This window comes from Nocardioides marinisabuli (genome assembly GCF_013466785.1).
GTDB lineage: Bacteria > Actinomycetota > Actinomycetes > Propionibacteriales > Nocardioidaceae > Nocardioides > Nocardioides marinisabuli.
Map to the genome: position 1 here is coordinate 232665 of NZ_CP059163.1, position 19908 is coordinate 252572.

The 19908-nt window shown below is 74.2% G+C and carries 23 protein-coding genes; 15 read left to right on the forward strand and 8 right to left on the reverse strand.

What is annotated here, in order from left to right:
• Positions 1–2: 2 nt before the first annotated feature.
• From rsgA to H0S66_RS01140, 8 genes are all read left to right on the forward strand, one after another.
• Positions 3–1022, forward strand: coding sequence for a ribosome small subunit-dependent GTPase A (gene rsgA, locus H0S66_RS01105; protein ID WP_179617103.1), 1020 nt, complete (start codon positions 3–5; stop codon positions 1020–1022).
• A 9-nt stretch (positions 1023–1031) separates the two neighbouring features.
• Positions 1032–1940, forward strand: a complete 909-nt coding sequence (locus H0S66_RS01110) for an inositol monophosphatase family protein (protein WP_179617104.1) — start codon at positions 1032–1034, stop codon at positions 1938–1940.
• Between the two features lie 107 nt (positions 1941–2047).
• Positions 2048–2482: a CBS domain-containing protein gene (locus H0S66_RS01115; RefSeq protein ID WP_179617105.1), complete on the forward strand. Its 435-nt coding sequence runs from the start codon at positions 2048–2050 to the stop codon at positions 2480–2482.
• 47 nt (positions 2483–2529) lie between these two features.
• Positions 2530–2904, forward strand: coding sequence for an ArsR/SmtB family transcription factor (locus H0S66_RS01120; protein ID WP_218876401.1), 375 nt, complete (start codon positions 2530–2532; stop codon positions 2902–2904).
• Positions 2901–3989 (forward strand): ACR3 family arsenite efflux transporter, encoded by a 1089-nt coding sequence (gene arsB, locus H0S66_RS01125; RefSeq protein ID WP_179617106.1) that lies wholly within the window; start codon positions 2901–2903, stop codon positions 3987–3989. The genes H0S66_RS01120 and arsB overlap by 4 nt, the downstream gene beginning before the upstream one ends.
• 28 nt (positions 3990–4017) lie before the next feature.
• Complete coding sequence (locus H0S66_RS01130) at positions 4018–4932, forward strand: DICT sensory domain-containing protein (protein WP_179617107.1); 915 nt, start codon at positions 4018–4020, stop codon at positions 4930–4932.
• On the forward strand, positions 4929–6245 hold the full coding sequence (locus H0S66_RS01135) for a flavin monoamine oxidase family protein (RefSeq protein WP_219633602.1): 1317 nt from the start codon (positions 4929–4931) through the stop codon (positions 6243–6245). The genes H0S66_RS01130 and H0S66_RS01135 overlap by 4 nt, the downstream gene beginning before the upstream one ends.
• A gap of 2 nt (positions 6246–6247) precedes the next feature.
• Positions 6248–6664, forward strand: a complete 417-nt coding sequence (locus tag H0S66_RS01140; protein ID WP_218876188.1) for a hypothetical protein — start codon at positions 6248–6250, stop codon at positions 6662–6664.
• Positions 6665–6680: 16 nt separating this feature from the next.
• Here H0S66_RS01140 and H0S66_RS01145 read toward each other — a convergent pair whose 3' ends face one another.
• The gene (locus H0S66_RS01145) at positions 6681–7133 is read right to left on the reverse strand and encodes a MarR family winged helix-turn-helix transcriptional regulator (protein ID WP_179613742.1); all 453 of its coding nucleotides are present in this window, start codon (positions 7131–7133) and stop codon (positions 6681–6683) included.
• Between the two features lie 101 nt (positions 7134–7234).
• Here H0S66_RS01145 and H0S66_RS01150 point away from each other — a divergent pair, with 101 nt between their 5' ends.
• Positions 7235–8431 (forward strand): MFS transporter, encoded by a 1197-nt coding sequence (locus H0S66_RS01150; RefSeq protein ID WP_179613743.1) that lies wholly within the window; start codon positions 7235–7237, stop codon positions 8429–8431.
• A 29-nt stretch (positions 8432–8460) separates the two neighbouring features.
• On the opposite strand, the gene lepB is transcribed toward H0S66_RS01150, so the two are convergent.
• The gene (gene lepB, locus H0S66_RS01155; protein ID WP_258017053.1) at positions 8461–9240 is read right to left on the reverse strand and encodes a signal peptidase I; all 780 of its coding nucleotides are present in this window, start codon (positions 9238–9240) and stop codon (positions 8461–8463) included.
• 76 nt (positions 9241–9316) lie between these two features.
• Between lepB and H0S66_RS01160 the strand changes: the two genes are divergently transcribed.
• Positions 9317–9685: an FKBP-type peptidyl-prolyl cis-trans isomerase gene (locus H0S66_RS01160; RefSeq protein ID WP_179613744.1), complete on the forward strand. Its 369-nt coding sequence runs from the start codon at positions 9317–9319 to the stop codon at positions 9683–9685.
• A 47-nt stretch (positions 9686–9732) separates the two neighbouring features.
• Complete coding sequence (locus H0S66_RS01165; RefSeq protein ID WP_179613745.1) at positions 9733–10896, forward strand: lactate 2-monooxygenase; 1164 nt, start codon at positions 9733–9735, stop codon at positions 10894–10896.
• 18 nt (positions 10897–10914) lie between these two features.
• Here the strand turns inward: H0S66_RS01165 and H0S66_RS01170 are convergent, their stop codons facing one another.
• Both H0S66_RS01170 and H0S66_RS01175 read right to left on the reverse strand, forming a co-directional pair.
• Complete coding sequence (locus H0S66_RS01170) at positions 10915–11175, reverse strand: RNA-binding S4 domain-containing protein (RefSeq protein ID WP_179613746.1); 261 nt, start codon at positions 11173–11175, stop codon at positions 10915–10917.
• A 34-nt stretch (positions 11176–11209) separates the two neighbouring features.
• Complete coding sequence (locus H0S66_RS01175) at positions 11210–12532, reverse strand: HNH endonuclease (protein WP_179613747.1); 1323 nt, start codon at positions 12530–12532, stop codon at positions 11210–11212.
• Between the two features lie 156 nt (positions 12533–12688).
• Between H0S66_RS01175 and H0S66_RS01180 the strand changes: the two genes are divergently transcribed.
• Positions 12689–13252, forward strand: coding sequence for a dihydrofolate reductase family protein (locus tag H0S66_RS01180; protein ID WP_179613748.1), 564 nt, complete (start codon positions 12689–12691; stop codon positions 13250–13252).
• 18 nt (positions 13253–13270) lie between these two features.
• On the opposite strand, the gene H0S66_RS01185 is transcribed toward H0S66_RS01180, so the two are convergent.
• A complete protein-coding gene (locus H0S66_RS01185) occupies positions 13271–14542 on the reverse strand; it encodes a DUF445 domain-containing protein (protein ID WP_179613749.1) in 1272 nt (423 codons plus the stop codon).
• A gap of 47 nt (positions 14543–14589) precedes the next feature.
• On the opposite strand from H0S66_RS01185, the gene H0S66_RS01190 reads away from it, so the two are divergent.
• Positions 14590–15006 carry an FAD synthase family protein gene (locus tag H0S66_RS01190; protein ID WP_179613750.1) on the forward strand — a complete coding sequence of 139 codons (417 nt, stop codon included), beginning with the start codon at positions 14590–14592 and terminating at the stop codon, positions 15004–15006.
• A 118-nt stretch (positions 15007–15124) separates the two neighbouring features.
• A complete protein-coding gene (locus H0S66_RS01195; protein ID WP_179613751.1) occupies positions 15125–16759 on the forward strand; it encodes an MXAN_6640 family putative metalloprotease in 1635 nt (544 codons plus the stop codon).
• Here H0S66_RS01195 and H0S66_RS01200 read toward each other — a convergent pair.
• Entirely contained in the window at positions 16746–17366 is a 621-nt protein-coding gene (locus H0S66_RS01200; RefSeq protein WP_179613752.1) for a hypothetical protein, read from the reverse strand. The genes H0S66_RS01195 and H0S66_RS01200 overlap by 14 nt on opposite strands.
• Before the next feature lie 157 nt (positions 17367–17523).
• Here H0S66_RS01200 and H0S66_RS01205 point away from each other — a divergent pair, with 157 nt between their 5' ends.
• Complete coding sequence (locus H0S66_RS01205; protein ID WP_258017054.1) at positions 17524–18678, forward strand: ArsO family NAD(P)H-dependent flavin-containing monooxygenase; 1155 nt, start codon at positions 17524–17526, stop codon at positions 18676–18678.
• Here H0S66_RS01205 and H0S66_RS01210 read toward each other — a convergent pair.
• Both H0S66_RS01210 and H0S66_RS01215 read right to left on the reverse strand, forming a co-directional pair.
• On the reverse strand, positions 18664–19107 hold the full coding sequence (locus H0S66_RS01210) for an arsenate-mycothiol transferase ArsC (RefSeq protein WP_179613753.1): 444 nt from the start codon (positions 19105–19107) through the stop codon (positions 18664–18666). The genes H0S66_RS01205 and H0S66_RS01210 overlap by 15 nt on opposite strands.
• Positions 19104–19820 (reverse strand): arsenate reductase/protein-tyrosine-phosphatase family protein, encoded by a 717-nt coding sequence (locus H0S66_RS01215; protein ID WP_179613754.1) that lies wholly within the window; start codon positions 19818–19820, stop codon positions 19104–19106. The genes H0S66_RS01210 and H0S66_RS01215 overlap by 4 nt, the downstream gene beginning before the upstream one ends.
• Positions 19821–19908 lie beyond the last annotated feature (88 nt).

Consider the following 19908-nt stretch of genomic DNA (forward strand, 5'->3'; position numbering starts at 1 on the left):
CGGTGAGCCCGGTGCGCGGTCGCTACTCGACCCACGACCACGAGCACTACGAGCGCCCGCGCCGCCGCACCAAGCCCCGCACCAAGGAGCGCCCGACCTACGACGACGCCCTCGACGGCCTCGTCGTGACCGTCGACCGGGGCCGCTACACGCTGCTGGTCGAGGACCGCACCGTCACCGCCATGAAGGCCCGGCCCCTGGGTCGCAAGGCGGTCGTGGTCGGCGACCGGGTGCGCGTCGTGGGCGACACCACCGGCGACGACGGGTCGCTCGCCCGCATCGTCGAGGTGCACCAGCGCAGCACCGTGCTGCGCCGCACCGCCGACGACGACGACCCGGTCGAGCGGGTCATCGTCTCCAACGCCACCCAGCTCGTCGTGGTGACCGCGCTGGCCGACCCCGAGCCCCGTCCGCGGCTGCTCGACCGGGCCCTCGTGGCGGCGTACGACGCCCGGATGGCGCCGCTGCTGTGCATGACCAAGTCGGACCTCGCCGACCCCGAGGTGCTGCTGTCGACCTACCGCTCCCTGGGCGTCCCGTGGGTGGTGACCCAGCGCGGCGGTGACCTCGACGAGCTGCGCGAGCGCCTCGCCGGGCAGATCAGCGTGATGGTCGGGCACAGCGGCGTGGGCAAGTCGACGCTGGTCAACGCGCTGGTGCCCAGCGCGCACCGCGAGGTCGGCCACGTCAACGCGGTCACCGGCCGCGGCCGGCACACCTCGACCTCGGCCTACATGCTGCGGCTGCCGCCGCTGCCGGGGCGCTCCGAGGCCGACGCCGGCTGGATCGTCGACACCCCGGGCATCCGGTCCTTCGGCCTGGCCCACGTCGAGCCCGAGCACCTCATCGAGGCCTTCCCCGACCTCGACGAGATGACCGAGGGCTGCCCGCGCGGGTGCACCCACGGCGAGGACGAGCCCGAGTGCGGCCTCGACGAGGCGATCACCTCGGGCGAGGCCGACCCCGACCGGGTGACGTCCTTCCGGCGGCTGCTGGCCGCCCGCTCCGCCTCCGACCACTAGCCTGTGGGCGTGTCCCCCGACCAGAGCCCCGCGCACGACTACACCGACGACCTGCGCCTGGCCCACCTGCTGGCCGACGACGCCGACTCCCTGAGCACCGCGCGCTTCAAGGCGCTGGACCTGCACGTGATGAGCAAGCCCGACCTGACGCCGGTCACCGACGCCGACCAGGCCGTCGAGGAGGCGATCCGGCGCACCCTGTCGCGGGTCCGCTCGCGCGACGCGGTGACCGGCGAGGAGCAGGGCACCACCGGCAACAGCCAGCGCCGCTGGATCGTCGACCCGATCGACGGCACCAAGAACTTCGTGCGCGGCGTCCCGGTGTGGGCCACCCTGATCTCGCTCGTGGTCGAGGACGAGGTGGTGCTCGGCGTCGTCTCCGCCCCGCAGCTGCAGCGGCGCTGGTGGGCCTCGGCCGGCCACGGCGCCTGGACCGGCCGCTCCCTGCTCAAGGCCACCCGCATGCAGGTCTCCGACGTACGCCGCCTCGAGGACGCCTCGCTGTCCTACTCCTCGCTCTCGGGCTGGGACGAGCGCGGCCGCCTCGACGACATGGTCGGGCTGATGCGCCGGGTCTGGCGCACCCGCGCCTACGGCGACTTCTGGTCCTACATGCTGGTGGCCGAGGGGGCCGTCGACCTCGCGGCCGAGCCCGAGCTGGAGGTCTACGACATGGCCGCGCTCGACGTCATCGTGCGCGAGGCGGGCGGGCGCTTCACCAGCCTCGACGGCACCGACGGACCCTTCGGCGGCAACGCGCTGGCCTCCAACGGCCACCTCCACGAGGCCGCGATGACGTTCCTGGGCTCGTTGCCCGACGACGACGGCGGCGACGAGGACCCCGACTGGCCGCGCACCGGGCCGGGCTCGGTCTCGCCGCTGCGCGGGCGTCGCGGCGGCGACCAGCACCTGCCCTGAGCCGGTCGTCCACGACCTGGGCGGGTCCCGTGCGTGAGCGCGCTCACACTTGTACCGTCGAGGTAGCGGTCGTCGACGTCGGCGACCCCGGTCACGGAGGTGTGCACATGAGGATCGCGGACCTGTTGAGCGGCAAGCGCGGCGTCGAGGGCGTCGTGACCATCTCCCCCGAGGCCGGCGTGCGCGAGCTGCTGGCGCTCCTGGCCGAGCACAACATCGGCGCGGTCGTCGTGAGCAGCGACGGCGAGGCGATCGAGGGCATCGTCAGCGAGCGTGACGTCGTGCGCCGCCTGGCCCAGGACGGCACGGTCGTCAACAACACCGTGGGCGCGATCATGACGGCCTCGGTCGAGTGCACCGAGCCCGACGCCGACCTCGACGTGGTGATGCAGCTGATGACCGAGCGCCGCATCCGCCACGTGCCGGTGCGCGACGGCGGCGCCCTGGTGGGCATCGTGAGCATCGGCGACCTGGTCAAGCACAAGATCGACCAGCTGACCTTCGAGCGCGACCAGCTCGACTCCTACGTGCACCAGGCCTGACGCACGACATTTACCCCCCTGACATCGACACGTGTCAGTATTCACGCATGTCGATGTCTGCCTGCGCCCCTGACGACCCGCTCGCCTGCTGCACCCCGCTGGCCCGCGAGCCGCTGAGCCTGGAGCAGGCGACCTCGGTCGCGGCGGTGCTCAAGGCGGTGGCCGACCCCGTCCGCCTGCGTCTGCTCTCCCTGGTCCTGGCCCACGAGGGCGGCGAGGCCTGCGTCTGCGACCTGCAGCCGGCTTTCGACCTCTCCCAGCCCACGATCAGCCACCACCTCAAGGTGCTGCACGACGCCGGCCTCCTGCACCGCGAGAAGCGCGGGGTGTGGGTCTACTACCGGGTGCGTCCCGAGGCCATGCAGGCCTTCCTGACCCTCTTCGGCGCCGTACCCGACTCGCTGACCGGGACCCCCGCATGAGCGCGGTGCAGCAGGACGCCGCCGACGCCGCGGTCGGCGCGCGGCTCTCGACCCTCGACCGCTTCCTGCCCGTCTGGATCCTCCTGGCGATGGCCGCGGGCCTGCTGCTCGGCCGCGGCGTCCCCGGGCTCGACGAGGCGCTGGCCCGGATCGAGGTCGCCTCGGTCTCGCTGCCGATCGCGATCGGCCTGCTGGTGATGATGTACCCGGTGCTGGCCAAGGTCCGCTACGACGAGCTGGGCCACGTCACCGCCGACCGGCGGCTGCTGGTCGCCTCGATCGTGCTGAACTGGCTGGTCGGCCCAGCCCTGATGTTCGCGCTGGCCTGGCTGATGCTGCCCGACCTGCCGGAGTACCGCACCGGCCTGATCATCGTCGGCCTGGCCCGCTGCATCGCCATGGTGCTGATCTGGAACGACCTGGCCTGCGGCGACCGCGAGGCCGCGGCGATCCTGGTGGCGATCAACTCGGTCTTCCAGATCGTGGCGTTCGCCGGCCTCGGCTGGTTCTACCTCGACCTGCTGCCCGGCTGGCTCGGCCTGGGCGACGACGGCGCCGGGGGTGGCCTCGACGTGTCGATCTGGTCGATCGCGGTCTCGGTGCTGATCTTCCTGGGCATCCCGCTGCTGGCCGGCTTCCTGACCCGCACCCTCGGCGAGCGCGCCAAGGGCCGCGAGTGGTACGAGGCGCGGCTGCTGCCGGCGATCGGTCCCTGGGCGCTCTACGGCCTACTCTTCACGATCGTGGTGCTCTTCGCCCTCCAGGGCGAGACCATCACCAGCCAGCCGCTCGACGTGGCCCGCATCGCGCTGCCGCTGCTGGCCTACTTCGCGCTGATGTGGGCGGGCTCCTTCGTCTTCGCCATGGCGCTGGGGATGACCTACGAGCGCACCACGACGCTCGCCTTCACCGCGGCCGGCAACAACTTCGAGCTGGCGATCGCGGTGGCGATCGGCGTCTTCGGCGTCACCTCCGGGCAGGCCCTGGCCGGAGTCGTGGGGCCCCTGATCGAGGTGCCCGTGCTGGTCGGGCTGGTCTACGTGTCGCTGTGGGCCCGACGGAGGTTTTTCTCAACAGTTTCCTAAACAGCCTGTTGAGTATTAGGGTGTGGGCATGACCCAGCCCACCGAGCACGACGCCCGCGACGCCCGTGACGCCCGCCTGTCGATCGGCGACCTCGCCGAGCAGACCGGCGTCTCCCCCGCCACGCTGCGCATGTGGGAGCAGCGCCACGGCTTCCCGGTGCCCCAGCGCCTCGACAGCGGGCACCGGCGCTACCTCGAGACCGACGTCGACGCCGTGCGTCGCGTGCTCGAGAGCCGCGACGCGGGCACCCGCCTCGACGTGGCGATCGAGCGGGCGGTGCGGGCGCTGCAGGCCGACGCCGAGTTCCGCACCCCCTCGGTGTGGGCCGAGCTGCGCCGCCGCCACCCCCACCTCGACACCCACCGGTTGAGCAAGTCGACGCTGCTGGCGCTGTCGTGGGCCATCGAGGACGAGTTCGCTGCGCGCGCCGACCGCGCCCACCTCTTCGGGCTCTTCCAGCGCCGGCGCAACTTCGAGCGCGCCGAGCAGCGCTGGGACGAGCTGGCCCGGGTGGCCGCCTCGACGTTCGTCTACGCCGACTTCGACGCCGACGCGGCGCGGGCCGACGACACGACCAGCATCCGGCGCCCGGTGCGGGTGCCGCTGGCCGTCGACGCGCCGATGCGCCGCGAGTGGGCGGTGGTCGTCGACAGCGTCGACCTGCCCATCGCGCTGACGGCCTGGGAGCTGCCGGGCCAGGACGACGTCGCCAACCGCGACAAGGTCTTCGAGTCGTCGTGGACCGTCGAGCCGCGCGCGGTGCGCGACGCCGCACGCATCTGCGCCCGGGTCGCCGCCGACGCCGGCGCCGCCCAGGCGCCCTCGACGCTCTACCACCTCGCCGACGAGCCGGGCCCCGGGATGGCCGACCTGCGCTCGGTGACCACGCTCTTCAACCGGGTCGTCGCCTACGTCGACCGCGCCCCCCGCTCGCACGGGTGAGCGGCACGCAGCGCCTGCCCGCCCGGGTCGACGTCGCCGTGCTCGGCGCCGGCCTCGCCGGGCTCCAGTGCGCCCGCGAGCTGGTCGGCGCCGGGCTCGACGTCGTCGTGCTCGACCCGGCCGACGCGGTGGGTGGCCGCGTGCGCTCCGAGCACGTCGACGGCTTCACCGTCGACCGGGGCTTCCAGCTGCTCAACCCCGCCTACCCCGCCGTGCGCCGCTGGGTGGACACCTCCGCCCTGGGGCTGCAGCCGCTGCCCGCCGGGGTGGCCGCCCGGCTCGACGGCGGCACCTCCCGCGTCGCCGACCCGCGCCGCGAGCCCCGGCTGCTGCCCGCGACGGTGCGCGGCGCCCTGCCCCTGCTGCGCGGCGCGCCCGCAGCGGCCCGCTGGGGCCGACCGCTGCTGACCCGCGACCACCGCGGGCTGGTCGGCCGGGCCGCCCGCACCCGGCCCGACGGGTCGCTGCGCTCGGCGCTCGACGCCCACGGGGTGCGCGGGGACCTGCGCCGCGTGCTCGACGCCTTCCTGGCCGGGGTGGTGCTCGACGACAGCGGCGAGACCTCCGACCACTTCGCGCTGCTGCTGACGCGCGCCTTCCTCGACGGCACGCCCTCGCTGCCGCGCGCCGGCATGCAGGCGCTGCCCGACCAGCTGGCCCGCGGGCTCGGCGAGCGCCTCCACCTCGGCCGGGCGGCGGTCGCGCTGCGTTCCGACGACGCCGGGGCCACGGTCGAGACCGAGGACGGCCCGGTCGAGGCGCGGGTGGTCGTCGTGGCCACCTCGGGCGTGGCCGCGGCCTCGCTGCTGGGCGACTCGGTGCTGCCGCCCCCGGCCACCCGCGGCGTCGTCACGCACTGGTGGGCGCTGCCCGGCGACCGGGTGGACCCGGGCCCCGGCCTGCTGCATGTCGACGCCCGCAGCCGCCCGACCGGCCCGCTGGTCAACACCGCCGTCGTCTCGGCCGCCGCGCCGTCGTACGCGCCGCGGGGGCAGCACCTGGTGCAGGCCTCGGCGCTCATCGGCGACGGGCGGGAGGTGCCCGACGAGGCGACGCTGCGCCGCCACGCCGCCGAGCTGCTCGGCGCCGGCGCCTCGGGGTGGGAGACGGTGGCGCGCCACGAGGTGCACGACGCGCTGCCCGCCCAGCCCGCGCCGCTCGCGCACCGCCGGCAGCAGGTGCTCGGCCCCTCGCTCGTGGTCTGCGGCGACCACCGCGACACGGCCTCGCTGCAGGGCGCGCTGGTCAGCGGCCACCGTGCCGCGGGCGCCGTACGACGCCTGGTCGGGGCACCCGCGCACGGGCGGCGCTGAGCGTGGCCGGCGCCGCGGAGCTGGCGCTGGCGCTCGTCGCCGCCGCCCACCTGGGCTTCCAGGCCACCGTCACCGCGCTGGTCTACCCCGCGCTCGCACGCACCGGCGTCGAGCGCTGGGCCGACGTGCACGACCGGCACAGCCGTCGCATCACGCCCCTGGTGGGGCTGCTCTACCCGGCACTCGTGGTCGCCGGGGCGGGCGTGGCGCTGGCCGGCCCCTCGACGGCCGGCTGGGTGGCCCTGGCCGGGGTCGCGGTGTCGGTGCTGGCGACCGCCGCGGTCGCCGCCCCCACCCACGCCCGGCTGGGGCGCCTGGGGCCACGCCCGGACCTGCTGCGCCGGTTGCTGGTCGCCGACCGGGTGCGGCTGATCGGCGCGGTGGTCGCGGCCGCCGGGGGCGCCGGCCTGCTGGTCTGAGCCGGGCCCCGGGGCGTCAGGAGCGCAGCGGCGCCAGGTCGGGCAGGTGCTCCAGCAGCCCGGACAGCTCGGGGGTCGCGGCCGCCTCGGCCAGCGCGTCGACGAGCGCCGCGTCGTGCACCGGGCGGGCCGCGGCGAGGGCCCGACGCCCGTCGGCGGTGAGCTCGGTGTAGATGCCGCGCCGGTCCTCCTGGCACAGGATCCGGGTGAGCAGACCCCGGTCCTCGAGCCGGTTGACCAGTCGCGTGGCGGCGCTGGGCGAGAGCGCCGCGGCGCGGGCCAGCTGCGCCATCCGCATGTGCCAGCCGTCCTGGCGCGAGAGCGCGTCGAGCACGGTGTACTCCACGACCGACAGGCCGGTGTCGGCGACGAGCTCGCGCTCCAGCGCCGACTCGATCAACGCGTGCAGCGCGGCCAGCCGCCGCCACCCGCTGGCGCGCACCTCGACCGCGTCGTCCTGGATGCCCATGCCCCCGACTTTAGCAGCATTTGGCAACAGCGCGCGTGTGCAACTACTTTAGTTGCACACGCGCTTAATTGTTTGAGCGCACCAACCTGAAGGAGCGGCTCGTGCCACTCGCACTCCTCGCCCTCGCCGCCGGCGGCTTTGGCATCGGGCTCACCGAGTTCGTCATCGCCGGACTGCTGCCCGAGGTCGCCACCGACCTGGCCGTCGACGAGGCCACCGCCGGCTGGCTGATCTCCGGCTACGCCCTCAGCGTCGCCGTCGGCGCCATCCTCGTCACCGCGGCCGTCTCCCGGCTGCCGCGCAAGCGGGTGCTGCTCGGCCTGATGGTGCTCTTCGTGGCCGGCAACCTCATCTGCGCCGTCGCCCCGTCGTACGACGTGATGATGGCCGGACGCGTCGTGGCGGCGCTGTGCCACGGCGCGTTCTTCGGCATCGGCTCGGTCGTCGCGGCCGGTCTGGTCGCCCCCGAGCGCAAGGCCGCCGCGATCGCCACCATGTTCGCCGGCCTGACCGCGGCCAACGTGCTCGGCGTGCCGCTGGGCACCCTGCTGGGCCAGCAGCTCGGCTGGCGCTCGGCCTTCTGGGCGATCACCGTCATCGGCGTCGTGGCCATGGTCGCCATCGCCGCGCTGGTGCCGGCGCGACGCGCCGACGCCCACCAGCCGCTGCCCCTGCGCCAGGAGCTGGGGGCCTTCCGCAGCAGCCAGGTGTGGCTGTCGCTGGTGGTCACGGTGCTCGGCTACGGCGGCATGTTCGGCGCCTTCACCTACATCGCCTACACCCTCACCGGGGTCAGCGGCTTCTCGAGCGGCGCGGTGCCGTGGCTGCTGATCCTCTTCGGGGTCGGTCTGGTCGCCGGCAACACGCTGGGCGGGCGCGCAGCCGACCGCTCGGTCCCCCGCACCCTGCTGGTGGCGATGAGCCTGCTGGTCGTCGTGATGGCGGTCTTCTCGGTGGGCGCGGGCTCGCAGCCGCTCACCGTGGTGGCCCTGGTGCTGATGGGCGGCCTGGGTTTCGCCACCGTGCCCGCCCTGCAGATGCGGGTGCTCCAGCACGCCGGCGACGCCCCGACGATGGCCTCGGCGGCCAACATCGCCGCGTTCAACGTCGGCAACGGGTTCGGGGCGTGGATCGGCGGGGTGACGATCACCGCCGGGCTGGGCTACGCCTCGCCGCTGTGGGCCGGCGCCCTGGTCACCACGGCCGGGCTGGCGGTGCTGATCGTCGCCGAGGCCCTGCTGTCGCGGCGGCCCGCGGCGCCCGTGGACGAGCCGGTGCTGGTGGGCAGCGCCGCCTGAGCGCCGCGCCGGGCCGAGCGGCGTACGCCTCAGTCGAGGGCGTCGAAGGCCTCGGGCTTGTCGAGCAGCGAGAAGCGGCTGGCCGGCCAGACGCGGGCGAAGACCTTGCCGACCACCAGGTCGGTGCCGACCCAGGCGTCGGTGCCGTCGCAGGTGCCGGCGCTCTCGGGATCGGCGTCCTCGGCCTGGTCGCCGCGGCGCTGCGCGCGCTCCTTCGACAGGTCGCAGGACAGGTGGAAGCTGGAGTCGGCGGAGTCGTCGCGGTGGTCACCCATCACGAAGACCGAGCCCTCGGGCACGGGGCCGGCCGACCACTCGCAGGAGGCGACCATCGGGCCGTCGCAGTCGCGGCCGTTGCGGATGAAGGCGCTGGAGTCGAGCGGCTCGCCGTTGACCAGCAGCCGGCCCTGGTCGTCGCAGCAGGTGATGGTGTCGCCGGCGACGCCGATGACGCGCTTCACCAGGTGGCCACCGGCGGGGTAGAGCCCGATGCGGCTCAGGGTGCTGGCCACGGCACCGGTGGGTCCGGCCGACTCGGCCGGGCTCAGCCAGCTGCCCGGGTCCTCGAAGACGACGATGTCGCCGCGCTCGGGCTCGCCGGTCCAGTAGGACACCTTCTGCACCAGGATGCGGTCGTTGACCTCGAGCCCGGGCTCCATCGAGCCGGAGGGGATGTAGAAGGCCTGCACCAGGAAGGTCTTGACGACCAGCGCCAGCACGACGGCCAGGCCCATCAGCAGCAGCGACTCCTGCCACAGCGGCAGCGCGTGCCGCTTGCGCGCCTTGTCGGCTGACGCTTCCTCCGGCACGTGCCCTCCCTCGCCTGGACCGGTGTCCCCCACCAGCCGCCGCAGACCCTACCTGCAGGGCACTAGGGTCGGGGCCATGGACAAGCCTGAGATCGACTTCCCCGACTTCGACCCGCCCGCCGACCTCGTGGTCACCGACGTCACCGTCGGCGACGGCGCCGAGGCCGCCGCCGGCCAGACCGTGTCGGTGCACTACGTGGGCGTGGCCCACTCCACCGGCGAGGAGTTCGACGCCTCGTACAACCGCGGCACCCCGCTGCAGTTCCGCCTCGGCATCGGCCAGGTCATCAGCGGCTGGGACCAGGGCGTGCAGGGCATGAAGGTCGGCGGGCGCCGCAAGCTCGTCATCCCCCCGCACCTGGGGTACGGCGACCGTGGCGCCGGCGGCGTCATCAAGCCCGGCGAGACGCTGATCTTCGTCGTCGACCTGCTCGGCGTCTCCTGACCCCCTAGGCTCCCTGCACCACCCCACCTGAGCAGCGGAGCCGCGTCATGGGCCACTTCGGCGACCACCAGATCTCGATCTACGTCGACGGGATGATCGGCGGCACCACGCCGGCGATCACCACCGACCTGGCTTCGCTGGAGACCGCTGCGGCCCAGGTGCTCGACCCCGCCCCGCTCGGCTACATCGTGCCGAGCGCGGGTGGGGGCTCGACGGCCCGCGCCAACGTCGCGGCCTTCGAGCGCTGGCGGATCGTGCCGCGGATGCTGCGCGACCACGCCACCCGCGACCTGTCCACCGAGGTGCTGGGCACCCCGATGGCCGCCCCGGTCCTGCTCGGCCCGGTGGGCGTGCAGACCCTCGCCCACCCCGACGGCGAGCTGGCCAGCGCCCGGGCCGCGGCCGCCCTGGGGCTGCCGTTCGTGCAGTCCACGCAGGCCGACCACTCCATCGAGCAGGTCGCCGAGGCCTCCGGCGACGGCGCCCGGTGGTACCAGCTCTACTGGCCTTCCGACCCCGAGCTGTGCGAGAGCTTCCTGTCCCGGGCGCAGGCCTCCGGCTACACGCACCTGGTCGTCACCCTCGACACCACGATGCTGGGCTGGCGCCCGCAGGACCTCGACCGGGGCTACCTGCCGTTCCTGGCCAACCAGGGCATCGCCTCCTACACCTCCGACCCCGTCTTCAACGCGCGGCTCGAGAAGCCGGCCGACGAGGACCCCACCGGCGCCGGCATCGCCTTCGCCGGCGTCTTCCCCAACCCGGGCCTGACCTGGGACCAGCTGCCGTGGCTGCGCGAGCGCTGGCCCGGGCCGATCGTGCTCAAGGGCATCCAGCACGTCGACGACGCCCGCCTGGCCCGCGACCACGGCGTCGAGGGCATCGTGGTCTCCAACCACGGCGGCCGCCAGGTCGACGGGGCGGTCGCCTCGCTCGACGTGCTGCCCGCGATCGCCGAGGCCGTCGGCGACGACCTCTGCGTGCTCTTCGACTCCGGCGTGCGCTCGGGGCCCGACGTCCTCAAGGCGCTGGCGCTGGGCGCCGAGGCGGTCCTGCTGGGCCGTCCCTACCTCTACGGCCTCGCGCTGGGCGGACAGCCCGGCGTCGAGCACGTGCTGCGCTGCCTGCTGGCCGAGCTCGACCTGACACTGGCCAACGCCGGTTACGCCAGCCACCGCGACCTGGGCCCGGACGCGCTGGTCCGCGGCTGAGCCCTGCCGGCGCGGCTCCTACCAGGGCAGCCCGTCGTCGTACGACGCCTCGTCGGCGACGCGCGCCGCCTGCGGGCCCAGCCGCACCACGTCGCCCATCGCGAGCTGGCGCCCGCGGCGGGTCTCGACCTCGCCGTTGACCAGCACCTCCCCCGAGGCCACGACCTCCTTGGCCTGCGACCCCGACTCGATCAGGTTGGCGAGCTTGAGGAACTGGCCGAGGCGGATGACCGACTCCTCGCGGACGGGGACGTCGAAGGGCTCCACGGGTTCAGGCACTCCCCCAGTGAACCACCCGCGTGCCGGCGCGGGGTCAGGCGGCGGGCGTGTAGTCGTCGAGGACGATCTGCAGGCGGGGGTGGAGGATGTCGACCCGTGGTCGCGTTGGTGCTGCTGTGACTGGTGGGTCGCCGGGTGGGAGGTCGGGTGCCCTCGAGCGGACCTGGTGGCCGGTCGGGGTCGTGGTGACGACTGTGCCGTCCTCGGTGGTGGCGGTGAAGCCGGGGGCTTCCTTGGCCTGGTTGCAGGCCTCACAGAGCCCTTGTCCGTTGGTGGCGCTGGTGGGGCCGCCGGCGTGGTCGGGGACCACGTCGTCGTGGTGCCGGATCGGTGCGTCGCACCACGGGGTGCGACACGACTGGTCGCGCAGGTCGATGAACAGCCCCAGGCTGGCGGGGAAGGCGCGTGCCCGGGAGTCCATCGCGACCAGGGCCCCTGCGCTGGTGGTGTAGAGCCGGCGCAGCGTCGCCTGCGCGTCGGCGATCGCGGTGGCGACCAGCTCGCGGGCGAACCCGGCCGGCACCGGACCGTAGCCGGCGACCCAACCCGGCTGGTGGCCGCCGCCGAGGAGGGTGGCGTCGGAGACCGTCAGGTTCACCGCCACCGGAATCGCCGGGACCGCGGGAACTGGCGCCGGCTCGGCGGTGCGGTCGGTGAGCACGGAGGTGACCAGGGTGTCGGCCATGACCTGCCCGCGAGAGCGCTCATCGCCACTCGCGCGGGCGGAGTCGGCGGCCCGGGTGAGCGCGGCGTACGCCGCGACGCCCTGGGCGACCGGGAGCAGCGCGGTCAGCCAGGTCATCGTGTCCGGCGCCGGTCGCAGCGACACGTACCGCTCGCCCTCGGCCTTGCGGGACCGCTTCAGCGCGGCGTGCGGGTCCAGCTCGTAGGCCCGGGCCCGGGCCGCAGCGACGAGTCGCTTGTCACCCCAGCCCTCGGTGGTCTCGGGGTCGGCCATCAGCTCCGCGTCGACCCGGCGCCGGTCCTCCAGCGACAGGCACGCGGTCTCGCGGGCCAGCAGGGTGGCACGCCACTCGCTGCACCAGCCGGCGCGCATCGCGGCCAGGGTGTGCGGCATCTCGGCGACCAGGAGCTTCGCCAACCCCAGGTGGCGGGCACCCCTGTTCGGTGACTCCCGCCGCGCCAGCCCGACCTGCGAGGCCACCCCCACGCCCTGCCGATCGACGGGCAGCCCGGCCGCGGCGTGCCGGCGGCGTACGACCTCGTCGAGACGAGCCGCCGCCTCGGCCTGCACAGCCTCCAGCCGACACTTCTCCACCTCACTGGCGCGCAGCACCTCCACCAGCTCGGCCTCGCCGAGGGCGGCGAGATCGCGGGTGGAGGGAGCGGCTGTCATACCCCGATTCTAGTCGAACACACGTTCGATGCATAGGGATGGGAGGAGACCTGTGGATGGTGATGTCTCAGGAGATCGGTGACGGCCGAGATGATTCTCGATCACCGGCGTGGTCGTTCTCCTCGAGGACGACACCACTGACGGGAGCCTGGCACCGTGCGACGACTGATCTACTCGATGAACACGACCCTGGACGGCTACGTCGCGACGCGCGACGGCGACATCGGCTGGGGCGTGCCCGGCCCCGAGCTGCACCAGTGGTTCAACGACCGGGCCCGCGACATCAGTGTCTCGCTGTACGGCCGCAGGCTGTGGGAGGTGATGAGCGCGCACTGGCCGACCGCCGACCGGCAACCGGACGTGTCACCCGTGGAGGCCGAGTTCGCCCGCATCTGGCAGAGGACGCCGAAGGTGGTGTTCTCCTCGACCCTCTCCGAGGTCAGCGGCAACGCGCGGCTGTGCACCGGCGACGCCGTCTCCGAGATCGCTCGCCTGAAGGCCGAGGACGGCGGCCCGATGGAGATCGGCGGCGCCGGCCTCGCGGGGGCGGCGATGCGCGCCGGCCTGGTCGACGAGTACCAGGTGCTCACGCACCCGGTGCTGGTCGGCAGCGGCACACCGTTCTTCACCCCGTTGGACTCCCGGGTCCACCTGCGTCTCGTGGCGACGAGGACCTTTCCGGGCGGCGTGACCCTCTCCCACTACGAGGCCGGTCACTGACCGGCCACTGCGCCTCGGTCAGGGCAGCAGCACGTCGAGGGTGTGGATCAGCACGCCGACGAGGCCGCCGACGATGGTGCCGTTGATCCGGATGAACTGCAGGTCGCGGCCCACGTGCAGCTCGATGCGCTCGGCGGCCTCGCGACCGTCCCAGCGCTCGATGGTGTGGGTGATGACGGTGGTGACCTCGTCGCCGTACCGCTCGACCACGAAGACGGCAGCGTCCGCGGCCGCGGAGTCGAGGCTCTCGCGCAGCCCGGGCTCGGTGACCAGGCGGTGGGCGAACCGGTCGACCTCGGTCTGCAGCCGGGTGCGCACCGCACCACGGGGGTCGGCCAGGGAGTCGGTGAGTGCCCGGCGCAGGGCGTCCCACAGCGCGATGGCGGTGGCGATGACCTGCGGCTGGTCGAGGAGACGGTGCTTGAGGGCCTCGGTGCGCTCGCGGGTGGCCGGGTCCTCGCACAGGTCGTGGGCCAGCTGGCGCAGCATCGAGTCGAGGGCGGCACGGGCCCGGTGGCGCGGGTCGTCGCGGATGTCGGCGACCCAGCGCACCAGCTCGAGGTGGATGCGCGAGGTGACCCGCTCGTTGACGCTCTGCGGCGCCCACCACGGCGCCCGCTCGCCCAGCACGTCGGCGACGGTGTCGGGGTTGTCGACCAGCCACCCGTGCAGCTCGTCGAGGACCAGGTCGATCACCCCGTGGTGCAGGTCGTCGCGCATCGCCTCGGACAGCAGGTTGCCCAGCAGCGGCGAGATCGGCTCCTCGCGGAACCGCGGCACCAGCGCGTCCTCGACCAGGCTGCGCACGTGCTCGTCGCTGACCTTGCCCAGCGCGGTCGCGACCACCTCGGCCGTCTCGTCGACCACCCGCCGCGAGTGCTCGGGCTGGGAGAGCCAGGCGCCGACCCGCGCCGCGACCTGGGCGGCGCCGACGCGCTCGCGCACCACGTCCTCCTGCAGGAAGTTCTCGCCGACGAACTCCTGCAGCCCGCGCCCCAGGTCGTCCTTGCGGCGCGGGATCAGCGCGGTGTGCGGGATCGGCAGCCCCAGCGGGTGGCGGAACAGCGCGGTCACCGCGAACCAGTCGGCGATGGCGCCCACCATCGACGCCTCCGCGCCGGCGTTGACGAAGCCCCAGAAGCCGTCGGCCTCGCGGGTCAGGGCGTAGACCACCGCGGCCAGGACGAGGAGTCCCAGGGCGACGCTGCGCATGCGGCGCAGGCCACGACGGCGTACGTCGTCCTGCGTGGTGTCGGTGCGGGGGGCGGCGGCCGCGGTCTGGGTGCTCATCAGGGTCAGATTCTCGCGCACGGGCGTCTGGTGCGAGACTTCGCGGCATGTCGGCACCCTCCTCCGCGGCCCGCACCGTGATCACCTTCGGGACCTTCGACGTCTTCCACGTCGGGCACCTGCGCGTCATCGAGCGCGCCGCCGCCCTCGGCGACCGGCTCGTGGTGGGGGTCTCCGCCGACGAGCTGAACATGCGCAAGAAGGGCCGCGAGCCCGTCTTCAGCGAGGGCGAGCGGATGGCGATCGTGGCCGCGCTCAAGCCCGTGCACGCCGTCTTCCTCGAGGAGAGCCTCGAGCTCAAGCGCGACTACATCCTCGAGCACGGCGCCGACGTGCTGGTGATGGGCGACGACTGGGAGGGCCGCTTCGACGAGTTCCGCGACGTCTGCGACGTCGTCTACCTCCCGCGCACGCCCGCCATTTCCACGACCGCACTGATCGAGAAGATCTCCGCCACCGGCTGAGCCCCCGGGCCACACCGGCCACACCGGCCCCGCCCAACCGGCGCGTCCCGCGTGCGCGACCCGGTATCACCGGGCACCCTGGTCCAGACAGCTCGTCGGCCCAGTTGCTAGGAACCTCATGCGTCGCAGACCCGCCACCCCGCTCCTCCTCTCCGCGACGCTGGTGACCCTCGCTGCGACGCTGGCCCTGGGCAGCACGCCGGGCGCCGCCGCCCCCGGCACCCAGTCCGCCGGCACCCAGTCCGTCGGCGCCCAGTCCTCCGGCGCCCGGCTCTCCTCCACCCCGGCCGGGGCGGGCACCGACCCCGACGAGGCCCTCGCCGCGGCGCGCACCGCGCTCGGGCTGGGCGACGGCGCGCAGTCCCGCGGGCCGGGGCAGCCCGTCGGCGAGGGCAACGAGGCGACGATGGCGCTGCGCGACCTGCGCGTCGCGCTGCCGCAGCTCGGCGCCGAGCAGCGGCGCGAGGGCGAGGCCCTGCTGGCCCGACCCACCGACGGCGGCGACGACCCGGTCGGCCAGGGCTACGACAGCCGGTCGAAGAAGCTGTGCAGCGGCAACGTGTGCGTCCACTACGTCACCAAGGGCGCCGACCGGCCCGACTCCCAGAAGTGGGTCCGCAAGACCCTCCAGGTGATGAACAAGGTCTGGGACTTCGAGACCGGCACCCTGGGCTACCGCAAGCCGGTCAGCGACCGCAGCCTGCCCCAGGGCAAGAACGGCGGCAACGGCAAGTTCGACGTCTACCTCAAGGAGCTCAGCGGGCAGCGCCTCTACGGCTACTGCGCCCCCGAGTACCTGGTCAAGGGCAACAAGCGGCTCGCCAACGGCTACTGCGTGCTCGACGACGACTTCGCCAAGGCCGAGTACGGCCGCAAGCCGCTCGACACCCTGCGCGTCACCGCCGCGCACGAGTTCTTCCACGCGATCCAGTTCAACTACGACTACCGCGAGGACCGCTGGCTGCTGGAGTCGACGGCGACCTGGGTCGAGGAGCGCTTCGCCGACGACGTCAACGACAACCGCCAGTACCTCCCGGTCGGCCAGGTGCGCGTCCCTGACGAGCCGCTCGACATCTTCAGCACCACCTTCGGGCGCCACTACGGCAACTGGGCGTGGTGGGAGTTCCTGACCCAGAAGTACGGCGGCGGCATCGTCCGCAGCGTGTGGAAGCAGGCCGGGCAGTTCAAGGGCGCCGGACGCGACTACTCGACCAAGGCGCTGACCAAGGTGCTGGCGGCCAAGGGCGGCTTCTCCCGCAACTACGCCCGCTTCGCTGCGGTCAACAACAACCCCGCGGCCTTCTACCCCGAAGGCGCCAGCTGGCCGAGCGCGGCCCGCATCGCCAACCTCAAGCTCTCGAAGGACGCGACGAGGAAGTCGCAGGCCACGACGGTCGACCACATGTCGGCGCAGAACGTCGACGTCACCCCGGCCGCCGAGCTCAAGGACAAGGCCTGGACCCTGCGCCTGACCCTTGACGGGCCGGCGGCGGCGACCAAGCCGATGGCCGCGGTGCTGGTGCAGAACAAGAAGGGCGCCTGGGACGAGCGCCTCCTGGAGTTCAACCGCAAGGGCCGCGCCCGGCTGAGCGTGCCGTTCTCCGCGCGGCGCGTCGACGCGGTGACGGTCTCGCTGGTCAACACCTCGACCAGCTTCGACTGCTGGGAGGACCAGGCCTACTCGTGCGCCGGCATCGCCGACCACGACGCCGCGCCGTTCGAGGTCACCGCCAAGGTGTTCAAGGACAAGTGAGCAGGCAGCCCTGAGGGGCCTCGGAGCGTCGCAGCCCCTCGAGCGGCCCGTCGGCCAGCTCGCCGACGATCCCCACCACGGCGACCGCGCCCTGGCTCACGGGCTGGGTGGCGCCGCCGCTGAGGCCGTCGAGGACCTCGGCCGCGGTGGCGGCGACCGGGTTGAGCACTGACGAGACCGGGCCGCCGGGGCCCGGTGCCGGGTCGGGGTCCGGGGTCGGGGTCGTCGGGGTCGTCGGGGTCGGAGTCGTCGGGTTCGGGTTCGGGTTCGCCGGGGTCGGGGCAGGCGCCGGAGCCGGGGCCGGGGCCACGGCGGGCTGTGCCTGCGGCGTCGCGCGGCCGCCTGGCACGGGGGCGCTAGCCCGACGAGCGTCACCGGTGCCGCTGACCCCAGGGGCGGTGCTCGTCCGGGGCCGCATCTGCGCACCGTCGACGACCCGCTGCTCCTGCGCGAGCACGGGCTGCTGGAGGTCGAGGTCCGGCAGCACGTCGACGAGGTTGGTCGTCACCACGAGCGCACCGACGAAGGCACCTGCGCCGATCACCAGGCCGGCGTACCCGAGCCGCACGTCGCGGTCGCGGCGGCTCCGCACCCTGCTCCTGCGCACCGTCGCCGCCTCTCAGCATCGTCCTCGTGGTGGTCCTCCCACCAGCCGGTCAGGCTAGCGGCGCGGCCGCGGGCGCCGCACCCGATCCGGGGCCCAGTGCCCGGGAGGACCAGGGATCCTGACCGAAAGGACGAGACCAGGTGTCTAGGGTCGGGGCGTGACCCAGCGCCACCGCTCCGCCGTGCCGGTCGACGTCTGCGTCGTCGGCGCCGGGCAGGCCGGCCTGGCGGCCGGCTTCTACCTCCAGCGCGCCGACCGCGAGCGCCGCCGGCGCGGGGCGAGGCCGCTCACGTGGGTGCTGCTCGACGCCCACGACGAGCCGGGCGGCTCGTGGCCCGACACCTGGCCGAGCCTGCGGCTCTTCTCCCCCGCCGCCTACAGCTCGCTGCCGGGGTGGCCGATGCCGCGCTGGAGCGGCGAGGACAACCCGCCCGCCGCCCACGTGGTCGCCTACCTGCGCGACTACGAGCAGCGCTACGGCCTCGACGTACGCCGCCCGGTGCGGGTGCGTGAGGTCCACCGGGCCCCGGACGACCGGCTGGAGGTGCGCACCGACCACGGTGACTGGTCGGCGCGGGTGGTCGTCAGCGCGACCGGCACCCAGGAGCGGCCGTTCGTGCCGGCGGTCGCGGGGGCCGACGAGTTCGAGGGGGTGCAGCTGCACACCGGCTCCTACCGCGGCCCCGCGCCGTTCGCCGGACGCCGGGTCCTGGTCGTCGGCGGCGCCAACTCGGCCGCCCAGGTCGCCGCCGACCTGCTGCCGGTGGTCGAGCGGCTGCACTGGGCCGCCCGCCGCCCGCCGCGCTACCTGCCCGACCACGTCGACGGGCGGGTGCTCTTCGAGACCGCGACCCAGGCGGTGCGCGACCGGGCCGCCGGCCGCCCCTCGCGCGGCGTCGCCTCGCTGGGCGACGTGGTGGCGGTGCCCGCGGTGCGCGAGGCGCGCGACCACGGCGGCCTGCGCGCGGTGCCGATGGTCGAGCGCCTGACCCGCAGCGGCGCCCGCTGGCCCGACGGTCACGAGGAGCCGCTCGACGCGGTCGTGTGGGCCACCGGCTTCCGCCCCGCGCTGCGCCACCTGCGGCCGCTGGGGCTCGACTCCGCGAAGGGGCGTCCGCTCACCGAGGCGCCGGAGGGCGCGGTGATGCCGGTGCGCGCCGTCGGCGAGCCCCGCCTGCTCCTGCTGGGGTACGGCGACTGGTGCGGGCCCGCGTCGGCCACCCTGGTCGGCGTCGGTCGCCCGGCCCGGGAGGCGGTGGCTGCGGCCGAGGCGCTGGTCGACCGCGACGAGGCTGCGTCAGGACAGGACTGAGGGCGCCAGCTCGAGGTCGGGCACCAGCTCCACCAGCAGCCCGCGCACCCGCTCGTCGAGGTCGGCCACGATCGCGCGCACGGTGGCGGGGTCCTGGCCGCCGGGGTCAGCGACCGGCCAGTCGACGTACCGCACCCCGGGCACGTAGGGGCACTCCTCGCCGCAGCCGAGGGTGATGGCCATCGAGCTGGCGGCGATCGTCTCGCGGGTCAGCCGGGTGGGCTCCTCGCGGGAGGTGTCGAGGCCGAGGCGCTCGAGGGCGTCGGCGACCTCGGGGTGGATGTGCTCGCCCGGCGCCGTGCCCGCCGAGAGCGCACGGACGCGGCCCTGGGCGTAGTGCTCGGTGAGGACGCGGCTGATCACCGAGCGCCCGCCGTTGCGGACGCAGGCGAAGACGACCTGCGGGACGTCGGGGGTGGTGCTGCTCATGGGCTCTCCTGGGGGTGGCGGTGCTCGGGTCCGAGGTGGGTGGCCAGCCGGGCGACGCGCCGCTCGATCTCGGCGGCGGCGTCGTCGAAGGCGGCGTCGGTGCCGACCGGCACGGGGTCGGGCACCGACCAGTGCGGTCCCGTCGGGGTGCCGGGCGCGAGCTCCTCGTGGGCGCGGTCGCAGACGGTGACCAGCAGGTCGCCGGGGGCGGCGACGTCGGCGAGGCGCACGGGCTCGTCGGCCAGGCGCAGCCCGCGTCGCCGGGCGGCCGCGCGGGCTCCGGGCGCGACCCGGTCGGCCGGGTGGGTGCCGGCCGAGAGCCCCGGCACGGTCCCGGTGGTGTTCCACAGCGCGGCGGCGAGCTGGGAGCGCGCCGAGTTGGCGGTGCACACGAAGACCACCCGTCGCGCCTCCACGCCGCCCCGGCCGCCGGTCGGCGCCAGGTCGTCGAGCGCGCGCGCCTCGAGGCTGACGTAGCTGCGCCGCCGGTCGGCCTGCGAGCCGTGCCTGGTCACCAGGCCGGCCCGCTCGAGGACCCCGAGGTGGTGGGCCAGGAGGTTGGAGGACAGCCCGAGGGCCGCGCGCAGCTCGCCGGGCGAGGCGTCGCCCAGGACCAGCAGGTCGACGACCCGCAGCCGGGCCGCGTCGGCGAGCGCCGCGTGCCGCGCCACCCGCCGCTCCAGCACGCCGTCCCCGATTGCCTCAACGTTCATTGAGGTTATTCAAGGCCCCTGGGCCTGGCCAGGTCAACCCACCGGCGGGCCGAGCAGTCACTTGTGAACCACCCACCGGTCACTTCCG